This window comes from Mesorhizobium erdmanii (genome assembly GCF_013170725.1).
GTDB lineage: Bacteria > Pseudomonadota > Alphaproteobacteria > Rhizobiales > Rhizobiaceae > Mesorhizobium > Mesorhizobium erdmanii.
This window is the reverse complement of the sequence record NZ_CP033361.1, coordinates 4,658,631-4,677,872: the sequence shown is the minus strand read 5'-3', so window position 1 is coordinate 4,677,872 and position 19,242 is coordinate 4,658,631. Positions and strand designations below refer to the sequence as shown.

Annotated in this window: 25 protein-coding genes; 17 read left to right on the top strand and 8 right to left on the bottom strand. The window is 62.1% G+C overall.

Annotated elements, in window-relative coordinates:
• Nucleotides 1-149 precede the first annotated feature (149 nt).
• Entirely contained in the window at nt 150-311 is a 162-nt protein-coding gene (locus EB233_RS22815) for a hypothetical protein (protein WP_244277827.1), read from the bottom strand.
• On the opposite strand from EB233_RS22815, the gene EB233_RS22810 reads away from it, so the two are divergent.
• Nucleotides 310-1,407 (top strand): glycosyl transferase family 90, encoded by a 1,098-nt coding sequence (locus EB233_RS22810; protein ID WP_155765456.1) that lies wholly within the window; start codon nt 310-312, stop codon nt 1,405-1,407. The two genes, EB233_RS22815 and EB233_RS22810, sit on opposite strands and share 2 nt — an antisense overlap.
• A 42-nt stretch (nt 1,408-1,449) precedes the next feature.
• Here the strand turns inward: EB233_RS22810 and betI are convergent, their stop codons facing one another.
• Nucleotides 1,450-2,088, bottom strand: coding sequence for a choline-binding transcriptional repressor BetI (gene betI / locus EB233_RS22805; protein ID WP_081294349.1), 639 nt, complete (start codon nt 2,086-2,088; stop codon nt 1,450-1,452).
• Nucleotides 2,089-2,171: 83 nt separating this feature from the next.
• Between betI and choX the strand changes: the two genes are divergently transcribed.
• Both choX and EB233_RS22795 read left to right on the top strand, forming a co-directional pair.
• Nucleotides 2,172-3,110 carry a choline ABC transporter substrate-binding protein gene (gene choX, locus EB233_RS22800; protein WP_064992161.1) on the top strand — a complete coding sequence of 313 codons (939 nt, stop codon included), beginning with the start codon at nt 2,172-2,174 and terminating at the stop codon, nt 3,108-3,110.
• Complete coding sequence (locus EB233_RS22795; protein ID WP_064992162.1) at nt 3,107-3,949, top strand: alpha/beta fold hydrolase; 843 nt, start codon at nt 3,107-3,109, stop codon at nt 3,947-3,949. Before choX ends, EB233_RS22795 begins: the two co-directional genes overlap by 4 nt.
• On the opposite strand, the gene EB233_RS22790 is transcribed toward EB233_RS22795, so the two are convergent.
• Entirely contained in the window at nt 3,946-5,040 is a 1,095-nt protein-coding gene (locus tag EB233_RS22790) for a LacI family DNA-binding transcriptional regulator (RefSeq protein ID WP_064992163.1), read from the bottom strand. The genes EB233_RS22795 and EB233_RS22790 overlap by 4 nt on opposite strands.
• A gap of 224 nt (nt 5,041-5,264) precedes the next feature.
• On the opposite strand from EB233_RS22790, the gene EB233_RS22785 reads away from it, so the two are divergent.
• The 3 genes from EB233_RS22785 to EB233_RS22775 all read left to right on the top strand — a co-directional run bounded on the left by EB233_RS22785 (nt 5,265) and on the right by EB233_RS22775 (nt 8,930).
• Complete coding sequence (locus tag EB233_RS22785) at nt 5,265-6,107, top strand: ABC transporter substrate-binding protein (RefSeq protein ID WP_064992164.1); 843 nt, start codon at nt 5,265-5,267, stop codon at nt 6,105-6,107.
• A gap of 96 nt (nt 6,108-6,203) precedes the next feature.
• Entirely contained in the window at nt 6,204-7,745 is a 1,542-nt protein-coding gene (locus tag EB233_RS32190) for an amino acid ABC transporter permease/ATP-binding protein (protein WP_064992165.1), read from the top strand.
• A 63-nt stretch (nt 7,746-7,808) separates the two neighbouring features.
• Entirely contained in the window at nt 7,809-8,930 is a 1,122-nt protein-coding gene (locus EB233_RS22775) for an NAD(P)/FAD-dependent oxidoreductase (RefSeq protein ID WP_064992166.1), read from the top strand.
• A gap of 39 nt (nt 8,931-8,969) precedes the next feature.
• On the opposite strand, the gene EB233_RS22770 is transcribed toward EB233_RS22775, so the two are convergent.
• Entirely contained in the window at nt 8,970-9,581 is a 612-nt protein-coding gene (locus EB233_RS22770; RefSeq protein ID WP_064992167.1) for a hypothetical protein, read from the bottom strand.
• Nucleotides 9,582-9,712: 131 nt separating this feature from the next.
• On the opposite strand from EB233_RS22770, the gene EB233_RS22765 reads away from it, so the two are divergent.
• Nucleotides 9,713-10,846, top strand: a complete 1,134-nt coding sequence (locus EB233_RS22765) for a metallophosphoesterase (protein WP_064992168.1) — start codon at nt 9,713-9,715, stop codon at nt 10,844-10,846.
• A 58-nt stretch (nt 10,847-10,904) separates the two neighbouring features.
• On the opposite strand, the gene EB233_RS22760 is transcribed toward EB233_RS22765, so the two are convergent.
• On the bottom strand, nt 10,905-11,084 hold the full coding sequence (locus EB233_RS22760; RefSeq protein ID WP_064992169.1) for a CsbD family protein: 180 nt from the start codon (nt 11,082-11,084) through the stop codon (nt 10,905-10,907).
• A gap of 173 nt (nt 11,085-11,257) precedes the next feature.
• Here EB233_RS22760 and EB233_RS22755 point away from each other — a divergent pair, with 173 nt between their 5' ends.
• The 9 genes from EB233_RS22755 to EB233_RS22715 all read left to right on the top strand — a co-directional run bounded on the left by EB233_RS22755 (nt 11,258) and on the right by EB233_RS22715 (nt 16,642).
• Nucleotides 11,258-11,911, top strand: a complete 654-nt coding sequence (locus EB233_RS22755; protein ID WP_064992170.1) for a glutathione S-transferase family protein — start codon at nt 11,258-11,260, stop codon at nt 11,909-11,911.
• 56 nt (nt 11,912-11,967) lie between these two features.
• Entirely contained in the window at nt 11,968-12,291 is a 324-nt protein-coding gene (locus tag EB233_RS22750; RefSeq protein ID WP_064992171.1) for a YciI family protein, read from the top strand.
• Between the two features lie 231 nt (nt 12,292-12,522).
• The gene (locus tag EB233_RS22745) at nt 12,523-13,881 is read left to right on the top strand and encodes an HD-GYP domain-containing protein (protein ID WP_064992172.1); all 1,359 of its coding nucleotides are present in this window, start codon (nt 12,523-12,525) and stop codon (nt 13,879-13,881) included.
• 205 nt (nt 13,882-14,086) lie between these two features.
• Complete coding sequence (locus tag EB233_RS22740) at nt 14,087-14,296, top strand: cold-shock protein (protein ID WP_027055304.1); 210 nt, start codon at nt 14,087-14,089, stop codon at nt 14,294-14,296.
• Nucleotides 14,297-14,655: 359 nt separating this feature from the next.
• Complete coding sequence (locus EB233_RS22735) at nt 14,656-14,880, top strand: hypothetical protein (RefSeq protein ID WP_027055305.1); 225 nt, start codon at nt 14,656-14,658, stop codon at nt 14,878-14,880.
• On the top strand, nt 14,880-15,287 hold the full coding sequence (locus tag EB233_RS22730; protein WP_027055306.1) for a hypothetical protein: 408 nt from the start codon (nt 14,880-14,882) through the stop codon (nt 15,285-15,287). Before EB233_RS22735 ends, EB233_RS22730 begins: the two co-directional genes overlap by 1 nt.
• A gap of 1 nt (nt 15,288) precedes the next feature.
• Complete coding sequence (locus EB233_RS22725) at nt 15,289-15,453, top strand: hypothetical protein (protein ID WP_081294351.1); 165 nt, start codon at nt 15,289-15,291, stop codon at nt 15,451-15,453.
• Nucleotides 15,454-15,457: 4 nt separating this feature from the next.
• Nucleotides 15,458-15,841, top strand: a complete 384-nt coding sequence (locus EB233_RS22720; protein ID WP_081294352.1) for a YkgJ family cysteine cluster protein — start codon at nt 15,458-15,460, stop codon at nt 15,839-15,841.
• 189 nt (nt 15,842-16,030) lie between these two features.
• Nucleotides 16,031-16,642, top strand: coding sequence for a LysE family translocator (locus EB233_RS22715; RefSeq protein WP_027055308.1), 612 nt, complete (start codon nt 16,031-16,033; stop codon nt 16,640-16,642).
• Between the two features lie 13 nt (nt 16,643-16,655).
• Here the strand turns inward: EB233_RS22715 and EB233_RS22710 are convergent, their stop codons facing one another.
• Genes EB233_RS22710 through EB233_RS22700 form a run of 3 tightly spaced genes read right to left on the bottom strand, consistent with a single transcriptional unit; the run spans nt 16,656 to nt 18,535 of the window.
• Entirely contained in the window at nt 16,656-17,042 is a 387-nt protein-coding gene (locus EB233_RS22710; RefSeq protein WP_064992173.1) for a nuclear transport factor 2 family protein, read from the bottom strand.
• 13 nt (nt 17,043-17,055) lie between these two features.
• The gene (locus EB233_RS22705) at nt 17,056-17,499 is read right to left on the bottom strand and encodes an OsmC family protein (RefSeq protein ID WP_064992174.1); all 444 of its coding nucleotides are present in this window, start codon (nt 17,497-17,499) and stop codon (nt 17,056-17,058) included.
• A 25-nt stretch (nt 17,500-17,524) separates the two neighbouring features.
• A complete protein-coding gene (locus EB233_RS22700) occupies nt 17,525-18,535 on the bottom strand; it encodes a zinc-dependent alcohol dehydrogenase family protein (protein ID WP_064992175.1) in 1,011 nt (336 codons plus the stop codon).
• 96 nt (nt 18,536-18,631) lie between these two features.
• On the opposite strand from EB233_RS22700, the gene EB233_RS22695 reads away from it, so the two are divergent.
• On the top strand, nt 18,632-19,240 hold the full coding sequence (locus EB233_RS22695; RefSeq protein WP_064992176.1) for a TetR/AcrR family transcriptional regulator: 609 nt from the start codon (nt 18,632-18,634) through the stop codon (nt 19,238-19,240).
• The last annotated feature ends 2 nt before the right edge of the window (nt 19,241-19,242 follow it).

The following is a 19,242-nucleotide window of genomic DNA, read 5'->3' as shown; positions in this document are numbered from 1 at the left end:
CGATTGGCCGATTATTTGGATGGTTAATTGATATAAAATTCTATTTCTAGATAGAGTTTGGTATTTTACAATGCGCGCGGCCTGCCCGGTCTCGCGGAGGCCGGCAGCCGGTGCTCACTCCGCTGTATATCCACCATCCACCGCAAAGATCACGCCGCTGGTCCACGCGGCCTCATTGCTGGCGAGATAAGAGCCATCCCGTCGTCGTCGTCGGGACGGCCGATGCGGCCCAGCGGATAGCTGTGCTCGACATAGGCCTTCAGCTCCGCCTGTACCTCGGCCGGCAGATTGTCGACGGTTTTGCGCCGCATGGCTGTATCGACCGTGCCGGGGGCAATGGCGTTGACACCGGGATTGTCTAGCCCTTGCATCCGCGGTGCCAACGGGATAGCCGCGTTATCGAAATGGGTCGGGGGGAGAGCGTCTTTAGAAATGGCACCACTCAAGATGGGACTTAAAGCGCTCCCCATCGATGTCGACGTGGTCGAGATTGGCAGGCCCTTCCTGTCCGGCCTCAATCGCGGCGAGATCCACTGCCGTTTCGAAGGCGGCAAGCTCAAGGTGCGCTCCCGTGCCGCCTGGCTTGAAAGGCATGTGCAGGTGCTGACCTTGATAGCCGAGGCGTTGGCATCCCTTGGCGTCCGCAGCTTGCCCCCTTTCTATGTGCTTCTTGGCGATACGCCGTCGCACCGCAGATATCGCCGTTTCCGCACGCGTTTCGCCTTCTCTCAAGCCGATGGCTATAGCGAGGTAGCAGCGCCAGACTTTGTTTTCGATGGCTGGCCGGATGCGAAATTCGACGACTATGACCAGAAGACGCGGGCGATGGCGGTCGCATCGGAAGCGCCGCCGCGCGATGACAGATTGTTTTGGGCGGGCCGCTGCATGAACGTTGCCCGCCGACGCATCGTCGAGATCGCTTCTGCCCGTCCGGACCTCATCGAGGCGTATGATACCGAGCCGAACTACGATGTCGCTACCAATCGGTATTCCGGCAAATTCATGACGATGGAAGACCAGGTTGCCAGCCACAGGTACATGATCGACATCGAAGGGGCGGGCTACAGTGGCCGCTTCAAGATGCTGCTCCACACCAAGCGCGTGGTGTTCCTGCAGGATCGGCCGTGGCGCGAGTGGTTCTTCGACGATATCGAGGCGTTTCGCCACTATGTTCCGGTGGCGCGCGACATGTCGGACCTGGTCGAACGCATCGAGTGGCTGCGCACCAATCCGAAGCTGGAAGCCGAAATGGCCGCGGAGGCACAGCATTTCGCACGGACCCGCCTGACGCGCTCGGCGGCCGTGGCGGCCTGGGCGAAGCTCCTGGCGGATCATGCTGCCGCTGGTGGCAATCTAAAATCCGGTCGGCAGCGGCGCAAACGCCCTATCGGTTGGCCGGCCACATAAGCGCGTTTGTTGCTCGGCATGTGGTTCGCAAGCCGGGCCGATTTACGCGCTGACCGTTTCAGCGCCGCACATGGCCAGTCGCGCGGTGACAAAATCCCTGACCTGGCGGATCGCCTGTTCGCGCGAGACGCTGCCCGGCTCCAGGCCTAGCCGCAGCCAGAGCCCGTCGATCAGCGCGGTGACGCCGAGCGCGATGTCGTCGGCGTCCCTCGGTGAGGCAAGACCGTGCAGGGCGGACAACAGGTTCGAGCGCATGCGCGCGTGCAGCACCTTCTGGATGCGTGCCAGCTTCTCGTCGCGCGGCACCTCGGCGCAGAGCGAAAGCCAGGCGTGACAAAGAGGCGGCAGGAACAGATGCGCCTCGAAATTGCCCTCGATCACCGCATCGAGCCGCTCCATCGGCGTCCGTGCCAGGCGAAGCCGCGCGACCACCGCGTCGCGCAGCACGGCGTTGGCTTCCCGCATCGCATGCTCGAACAACTCCTGCTTGTTGCGGAAATAGTGCAGCACGATGCCCTTGGAGGCGCCGGCATGGGCGGCCACCTTTTCGAGGGTCGCACCCGCGATACCTTCGCGCTCCAGCACCGCGAAAGCGGCCTGCCGTAACTCTTTGCGGCGTATGTCGCTCAGACGCTTTAATTTCACGGCTTCCATCCACGCATTGCGAATCCAAGTTGACATTTTCGTCCGTCTAGATCAACAATTGACCAATGGGACAATAAAAAGACCATTTGGTCAATTTAGTGATGACGAGGAGAATCGAAATGGTCCGCATGCTTGCAAATGGCGTCTGTCTTGCAGCCCTGATGCTGGGCGCTCATGCGGCCAAGGCGGCCGAGGCCGAGCAGTGCCGGGCGGTGCGCATGGCCGAACCGGGCTGGAACGATCTCGCCTTCACCACCGGCGTCGCCAATGTCTTGCTCGGTGCGCTCGGCTACCAGCCGCAAAGCTCGGTGCTGGGCATCAACGTCATCTACGAAGGCATGAAGAACAACGATTTGGACCTGTTCCTCGGCTATTGGGATCCGGCCATGGTCACCTACTACGAACCCTACAAGAAGGATGGCTCGGTCGAGAATGTGCGCGTCAATCTCGAAGGCGCCAAATACACCTTCGCCGTACCGACCTATGTCTGGGATGCCGGCGTCAAGGACTTCGCCGACCTGCACAAATTCGCCGACAAGTTCGGCAAGAAGATGTACGGCATCGAGCCCGGTTCGAACCAACTGATGATGGACGCCATCGCTGACCGGTCGCTTGGTCTCGACGGCTGGCAAGTGGTCGAGTCGAGCGAGGCTGGCATGCTTTCCGAGGTCGGCTACGAGATCAAGGAGAAGCAGTTCATCGTCTTCCAGGGCTGGGCCCCGCATCCGATGAACACCATGTATGATTTCAAGTATCTGACAGGCGGCGACAAATTCTTCGGTCCGAACTTCGGCGCCGCGACGGTGACGACGCAGGTGCGCAAGGGCTATCTGCAGCAATGCCCCAATGTCGCGAAATTTCTCAAGAATCTCGCCTTCGACATCGATTTCGAGAATGTCGGCATGGGCTATCTGATCAATGACGGCATGAAGCCGGAGGACGGGGCGCTGAAGGCGATCACGCTGAACAAGAACCGCCTCGACGCCTGGCTCGCTGGCGTCACCACCTTCGATGGCAAGCCCGCCCTTGCCGCGGTCAAGGAAAAGCTCGGCCTGTGAGAGCACCAGCATCGGATGGCCTGCCGGGGCAGGGCGCCTTGCCGCAAGCGGACGCCTGGGCCGGGCGCAAGCAATTCGTCAACGCCGGCGGCCTCGAGACCGCCTATGTCGAGATACAAGGAACCGAACCCGCGCTGGTTCTGGTGCATGGCTTCACCGATACCAGCCGCAGTTTTTCGCTCCTGGCGCCGTATCTGGCGGGCCGCCGGCTGATCATGCCCGACCTGCGTGGCCACGGCGCATCGCAAGCCGGCCACGGCTTCGGCATCGCCGACTTCGCCGACGACATTGCTGTCCTGATCCGGCATTTGCAGCTCGACCTGCCTGTCGTCGTTGGCCATTCGCTGGGCGCCATGGTAGCCATCGCCCTGGCTGCGCGGCATAACGACCTCATCGGCGGACTGGTGGTGCTAGCCGGTACGTTGAAGCCCGATTTCGCAAGCGATCATCCGCTGGTCGCCGGTGTCCAGGCCCTGCGCGACCCGATATCGCCGGCCGATCCGTTCTATTGCTGGTGGCACGCCTGTCGGTCCGGTGTCCCCGATCCGTTCCTCGCCGGCCTGGCGAAAGACGCATCGGCCATGCCCGCGGCGCGCTGGCGTGCCATCCTGGAGGAGATTCGGCAGGCTGACCTGACTGGTGAGGCGCAAAACGTGCGGACCCCAACGCTCATCATCGCCGGCGCCTACGATCCGCTGTTTGGCGAGGCGCATCAGCAGGCGCTGTTGCGTTGCCTGGCAGGAGCAAGCTTCGTGCGTGCCGAAGCGTGCGGCCACAACCCGCATTGGGAGGATCCGGCATTTGTCGCCGGGGCCATCATCGGGGCATCGGGGGCCTAACGCCGGACCAATGATCGCGAAGTTGGCGAGGGCGGGCCAACGGACCCGCGCTCAAAGATCGATGTCGGCAGAATGAGCCTCTCCGCCGGGCGTGGCTCTCCCTTCAATCGCCGGATAAGCAATTCCGCGACACTCTTGCCAAGCGCGTAGACGGGCTGGTCGATGACGGTGATGGGGGGCGTTGTCACGCTCGTCCAGTCCGCATCATGGAAGGTGATCAACGAAATGTCCTCGGGAACCCGCAAGCCGCGCTCGCGTATCACCCTGAATATCTCCAGTGCTATGACGCTGTCGGAGGCAAGGACCGCCGTCGGCCGATCCGGCCCGGACAGCATCTCGTCGGCAGCCCTGCGCGTTTCGGCGCGGCTTGTTGCACCAAGGCGGACATAACGTTCTGGCCGATCAATTCCGGCATCTCGGCACACGGTGAGGAAACCGTTGATGCGCTCGCGAACCGACGAGGTATAGATTTGCCCGAGATCGCGGTACTCGTGCCCTTCGGCGTCGACCGCTGTCACATAGGCGATCTTGCGGTGTCCGGCATCGACGAGAATGCGGGTCGCTCGCATGGCGATGCCGCGATCGTCGACCGTGACCGTATCGACATCCAGTTCGGGCAGCGCCCTGTCGAGCAGGGCAAGCGGCCGGCCTGAACGATGGATGTCGCGCAGATGTGAGATGTCACGCGATTCCGATGGCGTGACGATCAGCCCGTCGACGCGCTTGCCGATCAGTAGCCGCACAGCTGCCTTTTCAACCTCGATTCGCTCGCCGGAGTTAGCCAGAATGACGTTGAAACCGGCTGCCCTTGCGGCGTCGCTGATGCCACGCACAGCGAGGCTGAAGAATGGGTTCTCGATGTCGCCGACAACCACCCCGATGATGCCGGACCGGCCGGTCGTCATGCTGCGAGCCAGCTCGTTCGGACGGTAGTCCAGTGCCTTGGCCGCGGCCACGACATCAGCGCGGATCGTGTCGCTGACGACGCCGTATCCGCCGAGCACGCGCGCGGCTGTAGCCTTCGAGACGTTTGCCGCTTGGGCGACATCGCTCACCGTAATCGACGGGGTCTTGGGCGCGGTTCTTTTCATCGGATGAACGACTACAAGAGTTGTTGACGGAAGGTCAATCGCGCGATAACGATTATCAAAGAGACCGGTCTCAATCAATAAGAGACCGGTCTCTTTCAGAGCATTGCGAGCCAGGGAGCTGTGACGGGACGTCCCGCAATTGCGGTGGCGAGCGACGTCAGGCGCGAGAGTGCGGGCTCGACGCAAATACCAAGAAGAACAGACCTTCAGAGTGGAGAGAAGACATGAGCAGGATAGGAATTCTCAAGTCGTTGATGTCGCCGGTCCGGACCGGCGCAATGGCTCTTATGGCCGTGTGCATCGGCGCCGGCTTGCTTCCGACAGCCGCCGCCGCGGATGACAATCCCTACGGACTTATTGATGCGAAAGTCATCAGCGTTGGGACTATGGGCGATGCCAAACCTTACGCTTTCACTCAAGCGGATGGCACCTTCACCGGTTTCGACATCGAACTGTTCCGCAACGTCGCGAGCCGCTTGGGATTCAAGCCGGACCAGGTGATCTTCACCGGCCAGGAATTCTCGGCGCTGATGCCTTCGGTTGCGAACGAGCGCTTCGATGTAGCGGTCGCGGCAATCGGCACGACAGAAGCGCGCAAGAAGACCGTCGACTTTTCCGACGGGTATCTTGCAGGCTATCTCTCGGTGCTGACCGCCGACAAGGCGATCACGTCGGCGGAAGGGCTCAAGGGCAAGCGCCTCGGCGTCGTGCAGGGCACGCTCCAGGAAATCTACGCGGCGAAGAATTTTGTCGGAACCGATCTCGTCAAATTCCCCGACAACAATTCCGCCGTTTCAGCACTCAACAACGGAACTGTCGACGCGCATTTCCTCGATTACGAGGCCGCCAAGGACTATGGCGTTCGCTATCCGAACCTGACGATCGCGCTCAATATTCCTTCCTTTGACGCGCCCGCCGGCTTCGTGGTGCGCAAGGGCAACGACAAGTTTCGCGAGGCATTGAACACCGCCCTTCATGCGGCCATGCAGGACGGCACCTGGAAAACGCTCTACGAGAAGTGGTTCCCCGGTTCGCCGATGCCCGACCAGTATCTCCCCAAGAAGTAATCGCACCCGGCCGCTGGCTTTCACACCGGCGGCCGGACCTTATGCTGCCGCACTCGATGGCGGACGATGCGGACAGCACAACCGAAAGAGGTGCGAATGGACTGGCTTGAAAACCTGCGGCGCAGTTTCCTCGACTGGCAGGCCATGGCGGACGTGCTGCCCAGCATGATTACCATCGGATTGAAGAATACCTTGATCCTCGCGGCCGCGTCCACGGTACTGGGTGTCGTTCTCGGCATGATCCTGGCAGTCATGGGCATTTCGCAATCGCGCTGGCTGCGCCTTCCCGCCCGGGTCTACACCGATATTTTCCGTGGCCTTCCGGCGATCGTCACCATCCTGCTGATCGGCCAGGGCTTTGCCCGCATCGGCCGTGAAATCTTTGGGCCTTCGCCCTATCCGCTCGGCATTCTCGCCCTCAGTCTGATCGCCGGCGCCTACATCGGCGAAATCTTCCGCTCGGGTATCCAGAGCGTCGAGCGCGGGCAGATGGAGGCCTGCCGGGCGCTCAGCATGAGCTATGGCCAAGGCATGCGCCTGATCGTGATACCGCAAGGCGTCCGCCGTGTCTTGCCGGCCCTGGTCAACCAGTTCATCGGCAACGTCAAGGATTCGAGCCTCGTCTACTTCCTCGGCCTGCTCGCGTCGGAGCGCGAGATTTTCCGTGTCGGCCAGGACCAGGCGGTGGTCACCGGGAACCTCTCTCCATTGCTTCTGGCCGGCGTGTTCTATCTCGTCATCACCGTGCCGTTGACCCACGTGGTCAACTACATCGACAACTCGCTCCGGATTGGAAAGCAAAAGGCCAGCCACGTCACCAGCGGTCTTGCCGAGGTCGATGAACTGGAAAACGCCATCAGCAATCCACCTGCGCAGAGCGGTCTTGAGCACAATTCTGCGCTTCCCCGCTTTAAGGGCGGCAGTCTCACCATCACCGATCTCGATATGGCCTATGGCAATCTCGATGTCCTCAAGGGCGTCAGCCTGGCGGTCAAGCCGGGGACGGTCACCTGCGTCATCGGCCCGTCAGGGTCGGGCAAGTCGACCTTGTTGCGCTGTCTCAACCGCCTGGTCGAGCCCAAGGGTGGTGACGTGCTCCTCGATGGCGCGAGCATCCTGGGGATGAAGCCTGAAAAACTGCGCCGACGTGTCGGCATGGTTTTCCAGCATTTCAACCTGTTTCCGGACCATACAGCCCTGGTAAACGTCATGTTGTCACTGACCAAGGTCAAGGGCATTCCCGTGCAGGAGGCCGAGCGCATCGCCGAGGCGCGCCTTGCCGATGTCGGGCTCGCCACCCGCAAACACCATCGTCCCGGCGGTCTTTCCGGTGGACAGCAGCAGCGCGTGGCGATCGCCCGAGCGCTTGCGATGGACCCGGAGGTTATCCTATTCGACGAGGTGACGAGCGCTCTCGATCCCGAACTGGTGAAGGGCGTTCTCAACCTGATGGAGGACCTCGGCCGGCGCGGCATGACAATGGTCGTGGTGACGCATGAAATGGGCTTTGCCCGCAAGGTCGCCGATCAGGTCGTCTTCATGGATGAAGGCTGCGTCATCGAGGCCGGCACGCCCGCCGCGATCTTCGACACTCCGAAGAGCACGCGTCTGAAGCACTTCCTTGCTGAAGTGCTTTGATCCCACGATCGCAGACCCTGACACGGTCGCCCGATCCCACCTCCATCAGTGAAAGAATATTCCATGGCTACATCACGTTCGGTCTCAAAGGTCGTTGTTGTCGGGGGAGGCATTTTCGGTGCGTCCTCGGCCGTTCATCTTGCGAGGCTCGGGATCGAAACCGTTCTGGTCAATGATGGACCGCTCGCCAAGGGAGCTTCCGGCCGCTCGCTCGCCTGGCTGAATTCCGCGCGCAAGCGATCGGCGGAGTATCATCGCCTGCGGATGATCGGTATAGACCGCTACCGCACGCTGTCGGCAAGATATCCGGATGCTGCCTGGCTGCGCTTTGACGGCGGCCTGACATGGGATGCCGATGACGCCTCGAACGAGATCGCGGATGTCTTCGCCCATGAAAAGAGCCTCGGCTATGATGCGCAACATCTTTCCGCGGGCGCGATAGCTTCAGCCACGCCCGGCATCGCTGCAAGCACTGTCACGCCTCAAGGCGCGATCTTCAATCCGGGCGAGGGCTGGGTCGACCTGCCGTCGCTGATCGAGATATTGATCGCGGAATTCCTGCAGCGCGGCGGGCAACTGGTCACCGACGCCGGAAGCGCCGCGGTCACGGTCATAGACGGCCGCGCCACCGGCGTCACCACGACAAGCGGCGCCAGCTTCGCTGCCGATGCGGTACTGCTGGCGACCGGCGGGGACGTGCCAAGAATGGTTGCGGTCACCGGCAAGCATATAGCCGACGGAACGCCGATCGCGCTGCTGGTTAGGACCAAGTCGGTCGACTTGCCCCTCCGGGCCGTGCTCAACACACCGCGCGTCGCCATCCGCCCGACGCCGGACGGAGCCCTCGTGCTGGATTCCGCCTGGTCGGAAGAAGAGGTGGCCGTCAATTCCGACGGCAGCTATGGTGTAAAGGGTTCGACCGTCCAGGGGCTTCTCGATGAAGCTTCGAAGGTTCTAGAGGGCCATCCGAAACTGGAACTGGAAAGCTACGGCGTCGGCCCCAAGCCGATCCCCGGCGACGGCGAGCCGGTCTTCGGCCAACTGAAGGACATCCAGGGATATTACGTCGCCTTCAGCCACAGCGGCGCAACGCTTGGCTTGATTGCGGGCGAACTGCTCGCCGGCGAGATCGCCAGCGGCACCGAGCATCCGCTGCTTGCGAACTTCCGTCCAAGCCGCTTTTGATCAGATCAGTCCAAAGGCTTCCTGCGCACCATAGACCCTCTATTCGGCCAGCGGTTTGATCGTCTCGTAGCCATTGACCGCTTGCGCGCTGGTGCCTTCATCATAGCGCCGGGCGAGGGCGGCTTGCAGATCGGGCGCGTAGAGCGCGGTGAAGGCATCGATCGTCTCGCCGGCTCCATTCTTGAAGGTCTCCTTGACGGCGAGCACATTGTACTTGCAGTCGCCCAGGCTGAAGGTTTCCTTGCCCTTGACGTCCAAGGTCAGCGTCTTGGTGCTCTTCGGCTGCTTGCCCGGCGACAATTCGACGAACTCGATCGTGCTCTTGGCTCCCGTCTTCAGTGGAAAGAGTGTTCTGAGATCGGAGAACGGGATCATTGCCACTCGGCCGGTGTCGCTGTCGCGAAAAACCTCGATCAGGCCGGCAAACAGGAATTGCTTCTGCGGTGATTGCGATTCGTAGGTGTTGGCGACGGAGACCATCCCGCCCGCGACGGGCCGAAATTCGCTTTGGATGCCGGGCCTCGCCAAAACAAACCCATTCTTGGCCGATTTCGCATCGACGCAGGGGCCGCCATGAGCCGCACCGATGGTGAGCAGGATCGTCAATATCGTGCCGGCGGATACAGTCTTCAGGGCACTCTCCCTTGCCATGGAATCCCCACCCTGGGGCCCGTGAAAATGGCAGACGCCGGTCGCCATGTCGATGATCGGAGCGCCCTTTCACGTTCAATATCGCGGACTGAACTTTACGCCAGGCCGCTCTCCATGCTGAAATTCCGGGCATGATGAATCGCCGGTCCCCTGTATTGCTTTCAAGACGCAGCTTTCTGGTGCAGGCTGCCGGTCTTGCCGCGACTGGTGCGCTGTCACATCAGGCGTTCGGCCAGACCGGGCAGCGCATCCAGCCGATTGACGCGACCTTCCTCTTCATCGCCGATGTCCATGCCTGCCGCATGGCCAGCGGCCTGAGTCCCAACTGCCTGCAGGAGGGCAAAACCGACGCCGCATTGTTGCGCAGCGTCGCGGCACTGAACGCCATCGGCGACAGGGACTGGCCGGCCGAGATCAAGGGCGTCGCCACCGGCTTGCGTTCGGCCGGCAACCGGATCGGCATGCCGCTCGGCCTTGTCGTCGGCGGCGACATCACCGACGATGGCGGCGGCCAGATCACGCAGCCGAGCGAGGGCACGCAGCTGCTGCAATTCAGCCAGCGCTACAGCCAGGGCGTCGGCCCGGATCGCGTCCACATGCCGGTCTATGTCGGGCTTGGCAACCATGATCTCGACCAGAACGGCCCGCCGCACCACGTCGACTGGTATCGCCGCGAGATGCGCGATTATGTCGAGGTCAATCACCGCGCTGGTGTCTTCTTCAAGCCGCCCGTGCCGGCCACCGGCTACGATGTCGACACCGACTGCTATTCATGGGACTGGGGCGGTTTGCATCTCGTCCAGACGCATCGTTTCGCCGGCGACACCGGCCATGGCGCCGACAGCAGCCTGCCATGGCTCAAGCAGGATCTGGCGACCTATGCGGCGGATGGCCGCCCGGTCATCCTTTTTCAGCACTACGGCTGGGATACATTTTCGACGGAGCGGTGGGATCCCGCCAAGCGCACCTACGACGAGGACGGCGCCGGCCCAACACATTGGTGGGGCGAAGCCGACAGGCAGGCGCTGCTGGCGGCGCTGAAGGGCTACAATGTCGTCGCCATCTTCCACGGCCACCAGCATGAACAATCGCTGATCTACCGTCGCGAAGGGCTCGACCTGTTCAAGCCGAAGGCCGCCTATATGGGAGGGTTCGCCGTGGCCAGGGTGACCAGCGACGGCATGGATGTGGTGCTGGGCGAGGCGGCCGATGATCACGGCGAGGTCACCTTCACCAACGCTTTCAGCAAGGGCTGGAGCACATGAAAAAGGCGGCCTTGACGGTCGCCCTTCACGGTAGGCTACGGCATCTCCCAATGCGGTATTAGAGTGCCTTCTTGACCTTGTCCTTCACGTCGCCATAGGCCTTCTGCACCTTGCCGGCGACCTTGTCGGCCATGCCTTCGGCTTGCGTCTGCCTGTTGCCGGTCGCCTTGCCGGTGGCCTGCTTGACCGAGCCCTTGACCTGCCTGGCTACGCCCGCGATCTGATCCTTGTTTACCATTTCGCATCTCCTGGGAGTTTGAATTCGGAGGAATTCGTACGCCGGGAGCAAACGAGCCAGTGGCGGTTATGTTCCGAGAGTTGTTGCGAAGCTAGATGCATGCGCGCGGCCGCTTCCTGCGGCAGGGCCGGCAGGCTAGTGTGTGTTTGCGCACCATGCGCATGGGGAGAAAAATGGCTGAATTCCTGCTCTACATCGGCAACAAATGCTTCTCCTCCTGGTCGCTCAGGCCATGGGTGGCGATGAAGCATCTGGAGATCCCGTTCGAGGAAAGCTTCGTGCGGCTGCGCACGCCCGAGACCTTTGCCAACCTGGCGAAAGTGTCGCCGACCGGCCAGGTGCCCGTGCTGAATCATAATGGCAGGATCGTCTGGGAGACCCTTGCCATCCTTGAGTATCTTGCCGATCTGTTTCCCGAGAAAAAACTCTGGCCCGATGACATCGGTGCTCGTGCCTTGGCGCGCGCGGCGGCGACCGAGATGCATTCCGGCTTTCGCGAGGTCCGCTACCGCTGGCCGATGAATCTGCGCAGGCCGAAGGGTCACAAGCCGCTCGACACCGAGGGGGAAGTGCAGAGGGCGCGCATCGAAGCGCTGTGGCGCGAGTGTCGCGAAAAATACGGCAAGGGCGGCCCGTTCCTGTTCGGCCATTTTACCGCCGCCGATGCCATGTACGCGCCGGTCGTCACCCGCTTCGACACTTATGGCGGCGAGCTCGCGCCCGTCACCAGGGCCTATGTCGACGCCGTACTCGCAACGCCGGCAATGCGGCACTGGTATGCGGAAGCGGCGAAGGAGCCGTGGCCGGAACCAGGGCCGGACGAATAGGTCAATCGATGCGCTGAGCACCGATCATAGATTGACGGCGTTTTGGAGGAGGACCCATGGCCAGCAACGACGGATCGCTCACAGCGCAGTTGATCTTTCATTGCCGGCTGATCCCGCCTCGACCGGATTTCGCCTTCACCATGACCGAGGAAGAAAAGAAACTGATGGGGCGGCATGCCGACTACCTGCGCGACAAGCTGCGGGAGGGCGTGATGATCATGGCCGGTCCCGTTGCCGACCCTGCCGGCCCGTGGGGGCTGCTGATCCTGCGTGCCGGCAGCGAGGCCGAGGCAAGGGCGGTGACCGATGGCGATCCAGTAGCGAAGTCGGGTCGCGGCTTTCGCTATGAGATCCTGCCGATGATCAGCACGATCATGTAGGCTAGGCTGCAAGCCAGCGGCCCGGCTCCGGTCACAATGCCTCCAGCATGCCGGCAAAAGCTCGTCGGGCAGGTTCATCCGGCGGCGATTGGCTGCGAAACCGCATGATGCAACGCCGATGCCGGTAGACCGAGTAGCAACGTCACGTCCTCCGCAACCGTCCACACGGTAAGGTGGAACGGAACGTTAAGCGCCGTCGTGTTTCCATCCCGACATGTCAGGGGTGGCAACATGACGGATGTTTTGAAGGATGGCGTTGGGCTTTCCGAACTGGTTAGCGCGCTGAGTTATGCCCTGGACATAAGCGAAGGCCATCCAACCGGCCATTGCGTTCGCGCTTGCTGGATCGGCTTTCACATCGGTCGCGAGATTGGCCTGTCGCAGACTGAGCTTTCGCATCTCTATTACACGCTCCTGCTCAAGGATGTCGGCTGCAGCAGCAATGCGGCACGCATCTGCAGTCTCTACCTCGCCGATGACATCGCGTTGAAACACGACTTTCATCTCGTCAACGACAGCCTGCCGCAGATCCTGCGCTTCGTCCTGTCGCGTACCGGCATGAAGGCGAAACTGGCCGAACGGTTTCGCGCACTGCTCAACATCGCCATGAACGGTGGCGCCATTGCCAACGAACTGTTCCATACCCGCTGCCAGACCGGGGCCGAGATCGTCCGCCAGATGCGGTTCCCCGAACCCGTGGCGCAAGGCGTCATGGGTCTCGACGAGCACTGGAACGGGCAGGGCCAGCCTGCAGGCTTGGCAGGTGAAGCAATCTCGCCTCTGGCGCGCATTGCGCTGGTTGCCCAGATCGCCGACGTCTTCTACGCAAGCGCCGGTGCTGAAGGGGCTATCGCGGAGTTGCGGGCGCGCTCTGGCACCTGGTTTGAGCCCCAACTTGTCATCGCTTGCGAGCGTGCCGCCAGCGCACCAGGGTTCTGGGCCATGCTTGATTCGCCCGAGCTTTCCATGGCGGTGATCGAACTGTCGCCCGGAGATCATCGCCTGCCTATCGACGATGACTATCTGGACGATGTTGCCGCCGCCTTTGCCAAGGTCGTCGATGCCAAATCGCCCTTCACCAACGGCCACAGCGAGCGTGTCGCTTTGTTCACGGACCTGATCGCTGAGGAACTGGGGCTGGATGATCAGCGCCGGCGGCGGCTGAAGCGCGCTGCCTTGCTGCATGATATTGGCAAACTTGGCGTTTCCAACCAGATTCTGGACAAGCCCGGCAAGCTCGACGAAACCGAATGGGCTTCTGTTCGTCATCATCCGGCGCTCGGCGAGATCATTCTGTCGCGGATTGGCGCGTTCCGTGAACTCTCCCGCATCGCCGGCGCTCACCATGAGAGGCTCGACGGTAAGGGCTATCCGCGCGGGGTTGGCGCAGACGCGATAGACCTCGACACACGCATCGTCACGGCGGCCGACATCTTCGACGCGCTGACGGCGGAGCGGCCGTATCGCACGGCGATACCGGTCTCGAAAGCCCTGGAGATAATGGCTGGCGATGTTGGCACGGCGATCGACCCGGCTTGCTTCGAGGCGTTGCAACGTGCCGTCCTGCAACTGGATCGAATGGCGGCCTGAGCGCATCGCTCTGGCCTGTCGGAAAGATATTTGACATCGCTCTGAAATAGTCCTACAAGAAATTTGTCGATATTTGTTTGATTGACTTTTGTTATCCGCGCTTTCGAGCGCGCCATTGACGAACTTCCCCATCAAAAATCGAGACAAAAATCGTTGTGCATTCGCACCGCGGTTAGCGAATATTTGCCATGGAAAGGGTTCGTTTATGAGCACCGGCACAGTTAAATGGTTCAACGCCACCAAGGGTTTTGGTTTTATTCAGCCTGACGACGGTTCGACCGACGTTTTCGTCCACATCTCGGCCGTCGAGCGCGCCGGCATGCGCGACATCGTCGAGGGCCAGAAGCTCGGCTATGAGATGGTCCGCGACAACAAGTCGGGCAAGATGTCCGCCGACCAGTTGAAGGCGGCTTAAAGAACGAATTCAGCCTTCCCGGTGACCACGGATGTACTGGCACTGGTGAATGGCGAATTCGGGCGCATTGCCTCGGAAACCTGAGTTTCCAAGGCATATCATGCGCATGAAAGGAGTGTTCCTGTGCATCCATCTGGATGTGCGGTACTCCTAGGGAGGTCAGGCGGTGCCTGGCCTTTTTCATTTTGCGCTTGTTGCCGCCGAAAATGCGCTGCGCATCGGGCTGAACGTGCTAAGGGACGCTCCAGCAACTTGAATCCGCTGCCGTATTGCCCCAATGCCGTGTTGCTTCGTGCGTGGTCCTGACCGAAGAGCCGGTCTCGTCCTATCGGCACCAGGCTCCTGACAGGAGAAAGATTTTGACCGCCCATTCGAAGACAGCCGAGCCGGCCGTATCGCTGTTCAGCAAGACGCAGACCCAGTCGATGTCGCTCAACCGCATCCTATCCGAACGCGATGCCGTCAGCCAGGCGCGGGAAGCAAAGACCGCCCGCTTGCGCGAACTGCGCCTGGAAAAGGAAGCCGACGAGATCGCGGCCGCTGCCGCGCTCGCGGCCCTGCCGAAACGAGCCGGAAAACGCTGATGGCCACCAAGCGCGTACCGCCAACGCCGATCGCGGCCGATGCGACCATTGCTGATATGGTCGAAACCCTGGACAAGCCGGTTGAATATGTCCGGCGCGTGCTGGAAAAGCTCGAACGCTGCAAGCGCGCCCATGGCGATGCGCAGGTGCGGATCGGCGTGCGCGGCCGCGCCGAAGCCCCGAACTACCTGGTCGAATATGTCCGCGAGGACAAAAAGACCCAGGAGCGGGTGACCCACCAGGACGCCGCCTACAGCGGCAGCACTCATCGCGAGCTGGCGCCGCACCACATCGCGGAAGCGAGGAACTGGTCGCCAGAGGAAATGAACATCACGGCGGTTTCGGCACTGATCGGCCGCTTGCGCAATCCGCGCGCACCATCATCGCGTTTCGCCGACGAGGACTGACATGGCCATAAAATTCTCCGCCAAGGACCAGCCGGCGGCACCGGCTCCCGCTGCAAAGCCTGCCAAGCCGGTCGCCGCGAAGGCCAGCGATCCTGCGGAAGCCGCGACCGATCTGTTCAAGTCGCCGGCGGACGCCCCGAAGGGCAAGACAGGCAAGAAGAAGTAGCGCCTTGCCCCGGGATGCCGACCGCAATCCGGTCGTGCCGGGGCTGCTCGCCCTGGTCGCTGCCGCGGGCCTTTCGTCGTCGCACCGCGACGCAGCCCCGCTCTTCGACTGCCAGAGCTGCGGCGCATGCTGTTCCTATTCGGCCGAATGGCCACGCTTCTCCACCGAGGACGACGCGCAGCTCGACCGCATCCCTGAAAAATACGTGGCGGCCGATCTGTCGGGCATGCGCTGTGAGGGCGTGCGCTGTTCGGCCCTGTCGGGTGAAGTCGGCAAGTCTACCGCATGCGGCATCTACGAATTGCGCCCGGACGTCTGTCGGGCCTGCATGCCTGGCGACGAGGAGTGCCTGATGGCAAGGGCCGCGCACGGATTTTCCACGTCTTAGCGCAAGCCGGGAAAGCAACGACTGACCGCGGCTTGTGCGCACCCTGCTTGCTGGCTGGAGCAATTCCAGGAAAAGTGTGTAACGGTTCTCCGTCCGGAATTGCGTAAAAAAGTTAGAGCGGTTCGGCGGTTCCATCAAACGCTGAACCGCTCTAGATTGTGCCAGGGCAGGGCGCTGGAGGAACCATCCGTGAGCATCGAATTCCTGTTGACGTCACTGATAATCGTCGCTTCGCCCGGCACCGGTGTCCTCTACACGCTGAGCGCCGGTCTTTCGCGCGGCGTGCGCGCCTCGGTCATCGCCGCCTTCGCCTGCACGCTGGGCATCATCCCGCATATGGCGGCCGCCATCACCGGCCTGGCCGCGGTGCTGCACACGAGCGCCGTCGCCTTCGAGACGCTGAAATATCTCGGCGTTGCCTATCTCATCTACATGGCCTGGAACACGCTGAAGGAAAAAGGCGGCCTCAGCATCGATGAAAATGCCGCGCCGCGCTCGACCGCCAAGACCATCACTTCCGGCGTCCTGATCAACATCCTCAACCCGAAACTGTCGATCTTCTTCTTTGCCTTCCTGCCGCAATTCGTCAGCACCACCGAGCCGAACGCCTTTGCCAGGATGCTGGAGCTTTCCGGGGTCTTCATGCTGATGACCTTCGTCGTCTTTGCCGTCTACGGCGTCTTCGCGGCCTCGGTGCGCAGCCATATCGTGTCGCGGCCGAAGGTGCTGACCTGGATGCGGCGCAGCTTCGCCGCCGCCTTCGTCATGCTCGGCGCCAAGCTGGCGCTGGCGGATCGGTAGGGACGGTCGCCGGCTATCCCTTCACATAGCCCATCGCCTCGACGATCAGCCCGTTCTCGACACGCATCAAATTGACGCAGCGCAGCGAACTGCCGTCGGCCATCCAGTAGCGCCAGCGGATCGTCGCCCGGTCGCCGGCCACATATGTTTCTTCGAGGTCAAAACGCGTGCCGGGGCCAGTGGCGATCGCCGACCACAATTCGACACAGGCCGCCCTGCCGACGCGGCGGGCGCCATCCGGCGCCGGCGTGGTGTTCTCGATCACGCAGTCCTGCGCCACCAGCCCGTCCAGCGCCGACGGGTCGTGATGTTGGAACACGTCATTATAGCGCCGCATGATTTCGGCTGTCTCACCGGAGCGATTTGCCGCGGCGATGTCGATGATGAGTTCTCGGGTCATTGAAAGGGCTCCTTCACTCGATGGCGGCGCCGACGAGGCTCGCCTTCAGCGTGATGGTGGCGACACCCGCCAACGCCCGCGTGACAAGGCAGCCTGCCTTGGCCGACTGCGCCAGTCGCTCGAAATCTTCGGCGGCAATGCCTGCAACGCTTGCTTCCGTCTCCAGTTCGATGCGGCTTATGGTCGGGCCGGCCGCCGTGGCGCCGAGATGGACCTTGGCGATCGTATGGATGCTGTCGGGCGTGTGGCCTTCGCCGCCGAGGATAGCGCTCAGCGCCATCGAGAAGCAGCCGGCATGCGCGGCCGCAATCAGCTCTTCAGGGTTGGTGCCTGGGCCATTCTCGAAACGCGACGGGAAGGAATAGGCGCCTTCGAAGACACCACTGCCGAGCCTCAGCCGGCCCGAACCCTCTTTCAACGTCCCTTGCCATTTGGCCGAGGCTTCGCGAATTGTCATGGTCGTTCCCCCTTGGTTTTGCGGTTCAGGCGCCGTCGACGATCACCTTCCCGAAGACGTCGCCCTGTCGGAAATAACGGTAGGCATCGCCGGTCTCGGTGAAGGCAAAGACCTTGTCGATGACGGGCCGCAAGCGGTGCTGCGAAACAGCGCGCAGCATGGCTTCGAGATTGGTTCGGCTGCCGACGAAGAGGCGGCTGATGGTGGCGAGGCTGCGTTGGTAAAGCGCTGCCGGCATCTGGATCGATCCGCCTTTCGCATCTTGTAGCGTAAGCAGCACGATATGCCCGTAAAGCGTGCTGGCGATCAGCGACTGTGCGAAGGTCGCCGGGCCACCGGTCTCGACGACGAGGTCGACGCCGCCCGTCTGGTCGCGGACGGCGGCGCCCCATTCGGGCATATCCGATGTCGAGATCACGAGGTCGGCGCCCAGCGCCCGTAGCTTGTCGGTTTTCTCCGGGCGCGAGGTGACAGCGACGACGCGGCAGCCGAGCAGTTTTGCGAACTGCAGTGAAAAAAGCGAGACGCCGCCCGAGCCGATGACCAGAACCCATTGGCCAGGCTTTGCAATTCCGCTGCCTGTCACCGCGTTCCAGGCGGTCAGGCCTGCACAGCTCAGCGTCGCTGCCTGGTGCCAGTTGAGGTGATCGGGCAGGCGCACCGCCCATTGTTCGTCGAGAACGGCGTATTCGGTCAGCAAGCCGTCCAGCGTGCAGCCGAGCTGGTCGATGAGACCGGCATTGACGCGGCCATCGATCCAGCGCGCGAAATAGCTGCCGGTCACGCGATCGCCGACGGCAAAGCGGGTGACCGCATCGCCTACGGCAACGACTTCACCGGCCCCGTCGCTCAGGGGGGCGACACCTTGGCGCGGCGTCAGCGGATAAGTGCCGTTGAGGATCATCGAGTCGCGCCGGTTGAGCGAGGCGGCGCGAACGCGCACCAAGATCTCATGCGGGTTTGGCAGCGGCTCCGGCTCGTCGCGCATCACCAAGGACTTGGTCCCGACGGTCCCTTCAAGACGATAAATCCGCATGCCATCCTCAAATATATAGACTGATCTACATATTATGTAGACCGATTGTTATATTCGACGCAAGGCGTATAATGATGGCTGCTGACAGAGGTTGACATGGCGAACGACACCCGCACCCGCATACTCGAGGCGACTGGGCTGTTGCTAAGGCGACGTGGCTATCACGGCACTTCGCTCAACGACATATTGAGCGCCAGCGGCGCGCCGCGCGGGTCGCTCTACTTCCATTTTCCGGGCGGCAAGGACCAACTGGTCATCGAGGTGACGCGCGACAGCGTGGCCGGCGTGACGGAGCGTCTTGGCGCGGCGCTGGCGGCGGAACACGATCCAGCGGTCGCCGTCCATCACATTTACCAGTCGGTGGCCCGCATGCTTGAGGAGAACGAGTTCTCGCTCGGCTGCCCGATCGCGCCTGTCGTGCTCGATGCGCCGAACGACGTGCCGGAACTGGCGGATTTGTGCCGCTCGGCTTTCGAGCAATGGATCGGCCTTTTGCGCGAGGCCTTTATACGGGCGGGGGTGCCCGAGCGCCGCGCCCAGGCGCTGGCGCTTCTCGTCGAATCGTCATTGGAAGGATTGATGGTGATCGCCCGTGCCACCCGCGACCGCGCCCCACTAAAGGCGGTGGCCGACGAGGTCGCTGCGCTGATCGAAGCCGCGGTGCTTGCCGGCGAGGTGCGGCAACGTGCGGATGCCGCTATTTGAAG

Excerpts from the sequence above, each read along its gene's own strand:
- EB233_RS22730 (WP_027055306.1), top strand. The coding sequence starts at position 14,880 with ATGGCCACCAAGCGCGTACCGCCAACGCCGATCGCGGCCGATGCGACC.
- EB233_RS22785 (WP_064992164.1), top strand. The coding sequence starts at position 5,265 with ATGAGCAGGATAGGAATTCTCAAGTCGTTGATGTCGCCGGTCCGGACC.
- EB233_RS22775 (WP_064992166.1), top strand. The coding sequence starts at position 7,809 with ATGGCTACATCACGTTCGGTCTCAAAGGTCGTTGTTGTCGGGGGAGGC.
- EB233_RS22745 (WP_064992172.1), top strand. The coding sequence starts at position 12,523 with ATGACGGATGTTTTGAAGGATGGCGTTGGGCTTTCCGAACTGGTTAGC.
- EB233_RS22695 (WP_064992176.1), top strand. The coding sequence starts at position 18,632 with ATGGCGAACGACACCCGCACCCGCATACTCGAGGCGACTGGGCTGTTG.
- EB233_RS22725 (WP_081294351.1), top strand. The coding sequence starts at position 15,289 with ATGGCCATAAAATTCTCCGCCAAGGACCAGCCGGCGGCACCGGCTCCC.
- EB233_RS22810 (WP_155765456.1), top strand. The coding sequence starts at position 310 with ATGGCTGTATCGACCGTGCCGGGGGCAATGGCGTTGACACCGGGATTG.
- choX (WP_064992161.1), top strand. The coding sequence starts at position 2,172 with ATGGTCCGCATGCTTGCAAATGGCGTCTGTCTTGCAGCCCTGATGCTG.
- EB233_RS22705 (WP_064992174.1), bottom strand. The coding sequence starts at position 17,499 with ATGACAATTCGCGAAGCCTCGGCCAAATGGCAAGGGACGTTGAAAGAG.
- EB233_RS22815 (WP_244277827.1), bottom strand. The coding sequence starts at position 311 with ATGCGGCGCAAAACCGTCGACAATCTGCCGGCCGAGGTACAGGCGGAG.
- EB233_RS22770 (WP_064992167.1), bottom strand. The coding sequence starts at position 9,581 with ATGGCAAGGGAGAGTGCCCTGAAGACTGTATCCGCCGGCACGATATTG.
- EB233_RS22750 (WP_064992171.1), top strand. The coding sequence starts at position 11,968 with ATGGCCAGCAACGACGGATCGCTCACAGCGCAGTTGATCTTTCATTGC.
- EB233_RS22755 (WP_064992170.1), top strand. The coding sequence starts at position 11,258 with ATGGCTGAATTCCTGCTCTACATCGGCAACAAATGCTTCTCCTCCTGG.
- EB233_RS32190 (WP_064992165.1), top strand. The coding sequence starts at position 6,204 with ATGGACTGGCTTGAAAACCTGCGGCGCAGTTTCCTCGACTGGCAGGCC.
- EB233_RS22700 (WP_064992175.1), bottom strand. The coding sequence starts at position 18,535 with ATGCGGATTTATCGTCTTGAAGGGACCGTCGGGACCAAGTCCTTGGTG.
- EB233_RS22760 (WP_064992169.1), bottom strand. The coding sequence starts at position 11,084 with ATGGTAAACAAGGATCAGATCGCGGGCGTAGCCAGGCAGGTCAAGGGC.
- EB233_RS22740 (WP_027055304.1), top strand. The coding sequence starts at position 14,087 with ATGAGCACCGGCACAGTTAAATGGTTCAACGCCACCAAGGGTTTTGGT.
- betI (WP_081294349.1), bottom strand. The coding sequence starts at position 2,088 with ATGTCAACTTGGATTCGCAATGCGTGGATGGAAGCCGTGAAATTAAAG.
- EB233_RS22790 (WP_064992163.1), bottom strand. The coding sequence starts at position 5,040 with ATGAAAAGAACCGCGCCCAAGACCCCGTCGATTACGGTGAGCGATGTC.
- EB233_RS22765 (WP_064992168.1), top strand. The coding sequence starts at position 9,713 with ATGATGAATCGCCGGTCCCCTGTATTGCTTTCAAGACGCAGCTTTCTG.
- EB233_RS22710 (WP_064992173.1), bottom strand. The coding sequence starts at position 17,042 with ATGACCCGAGAACTCATCATCGACATCGCCGCGGCAAATCGCTCCGGT.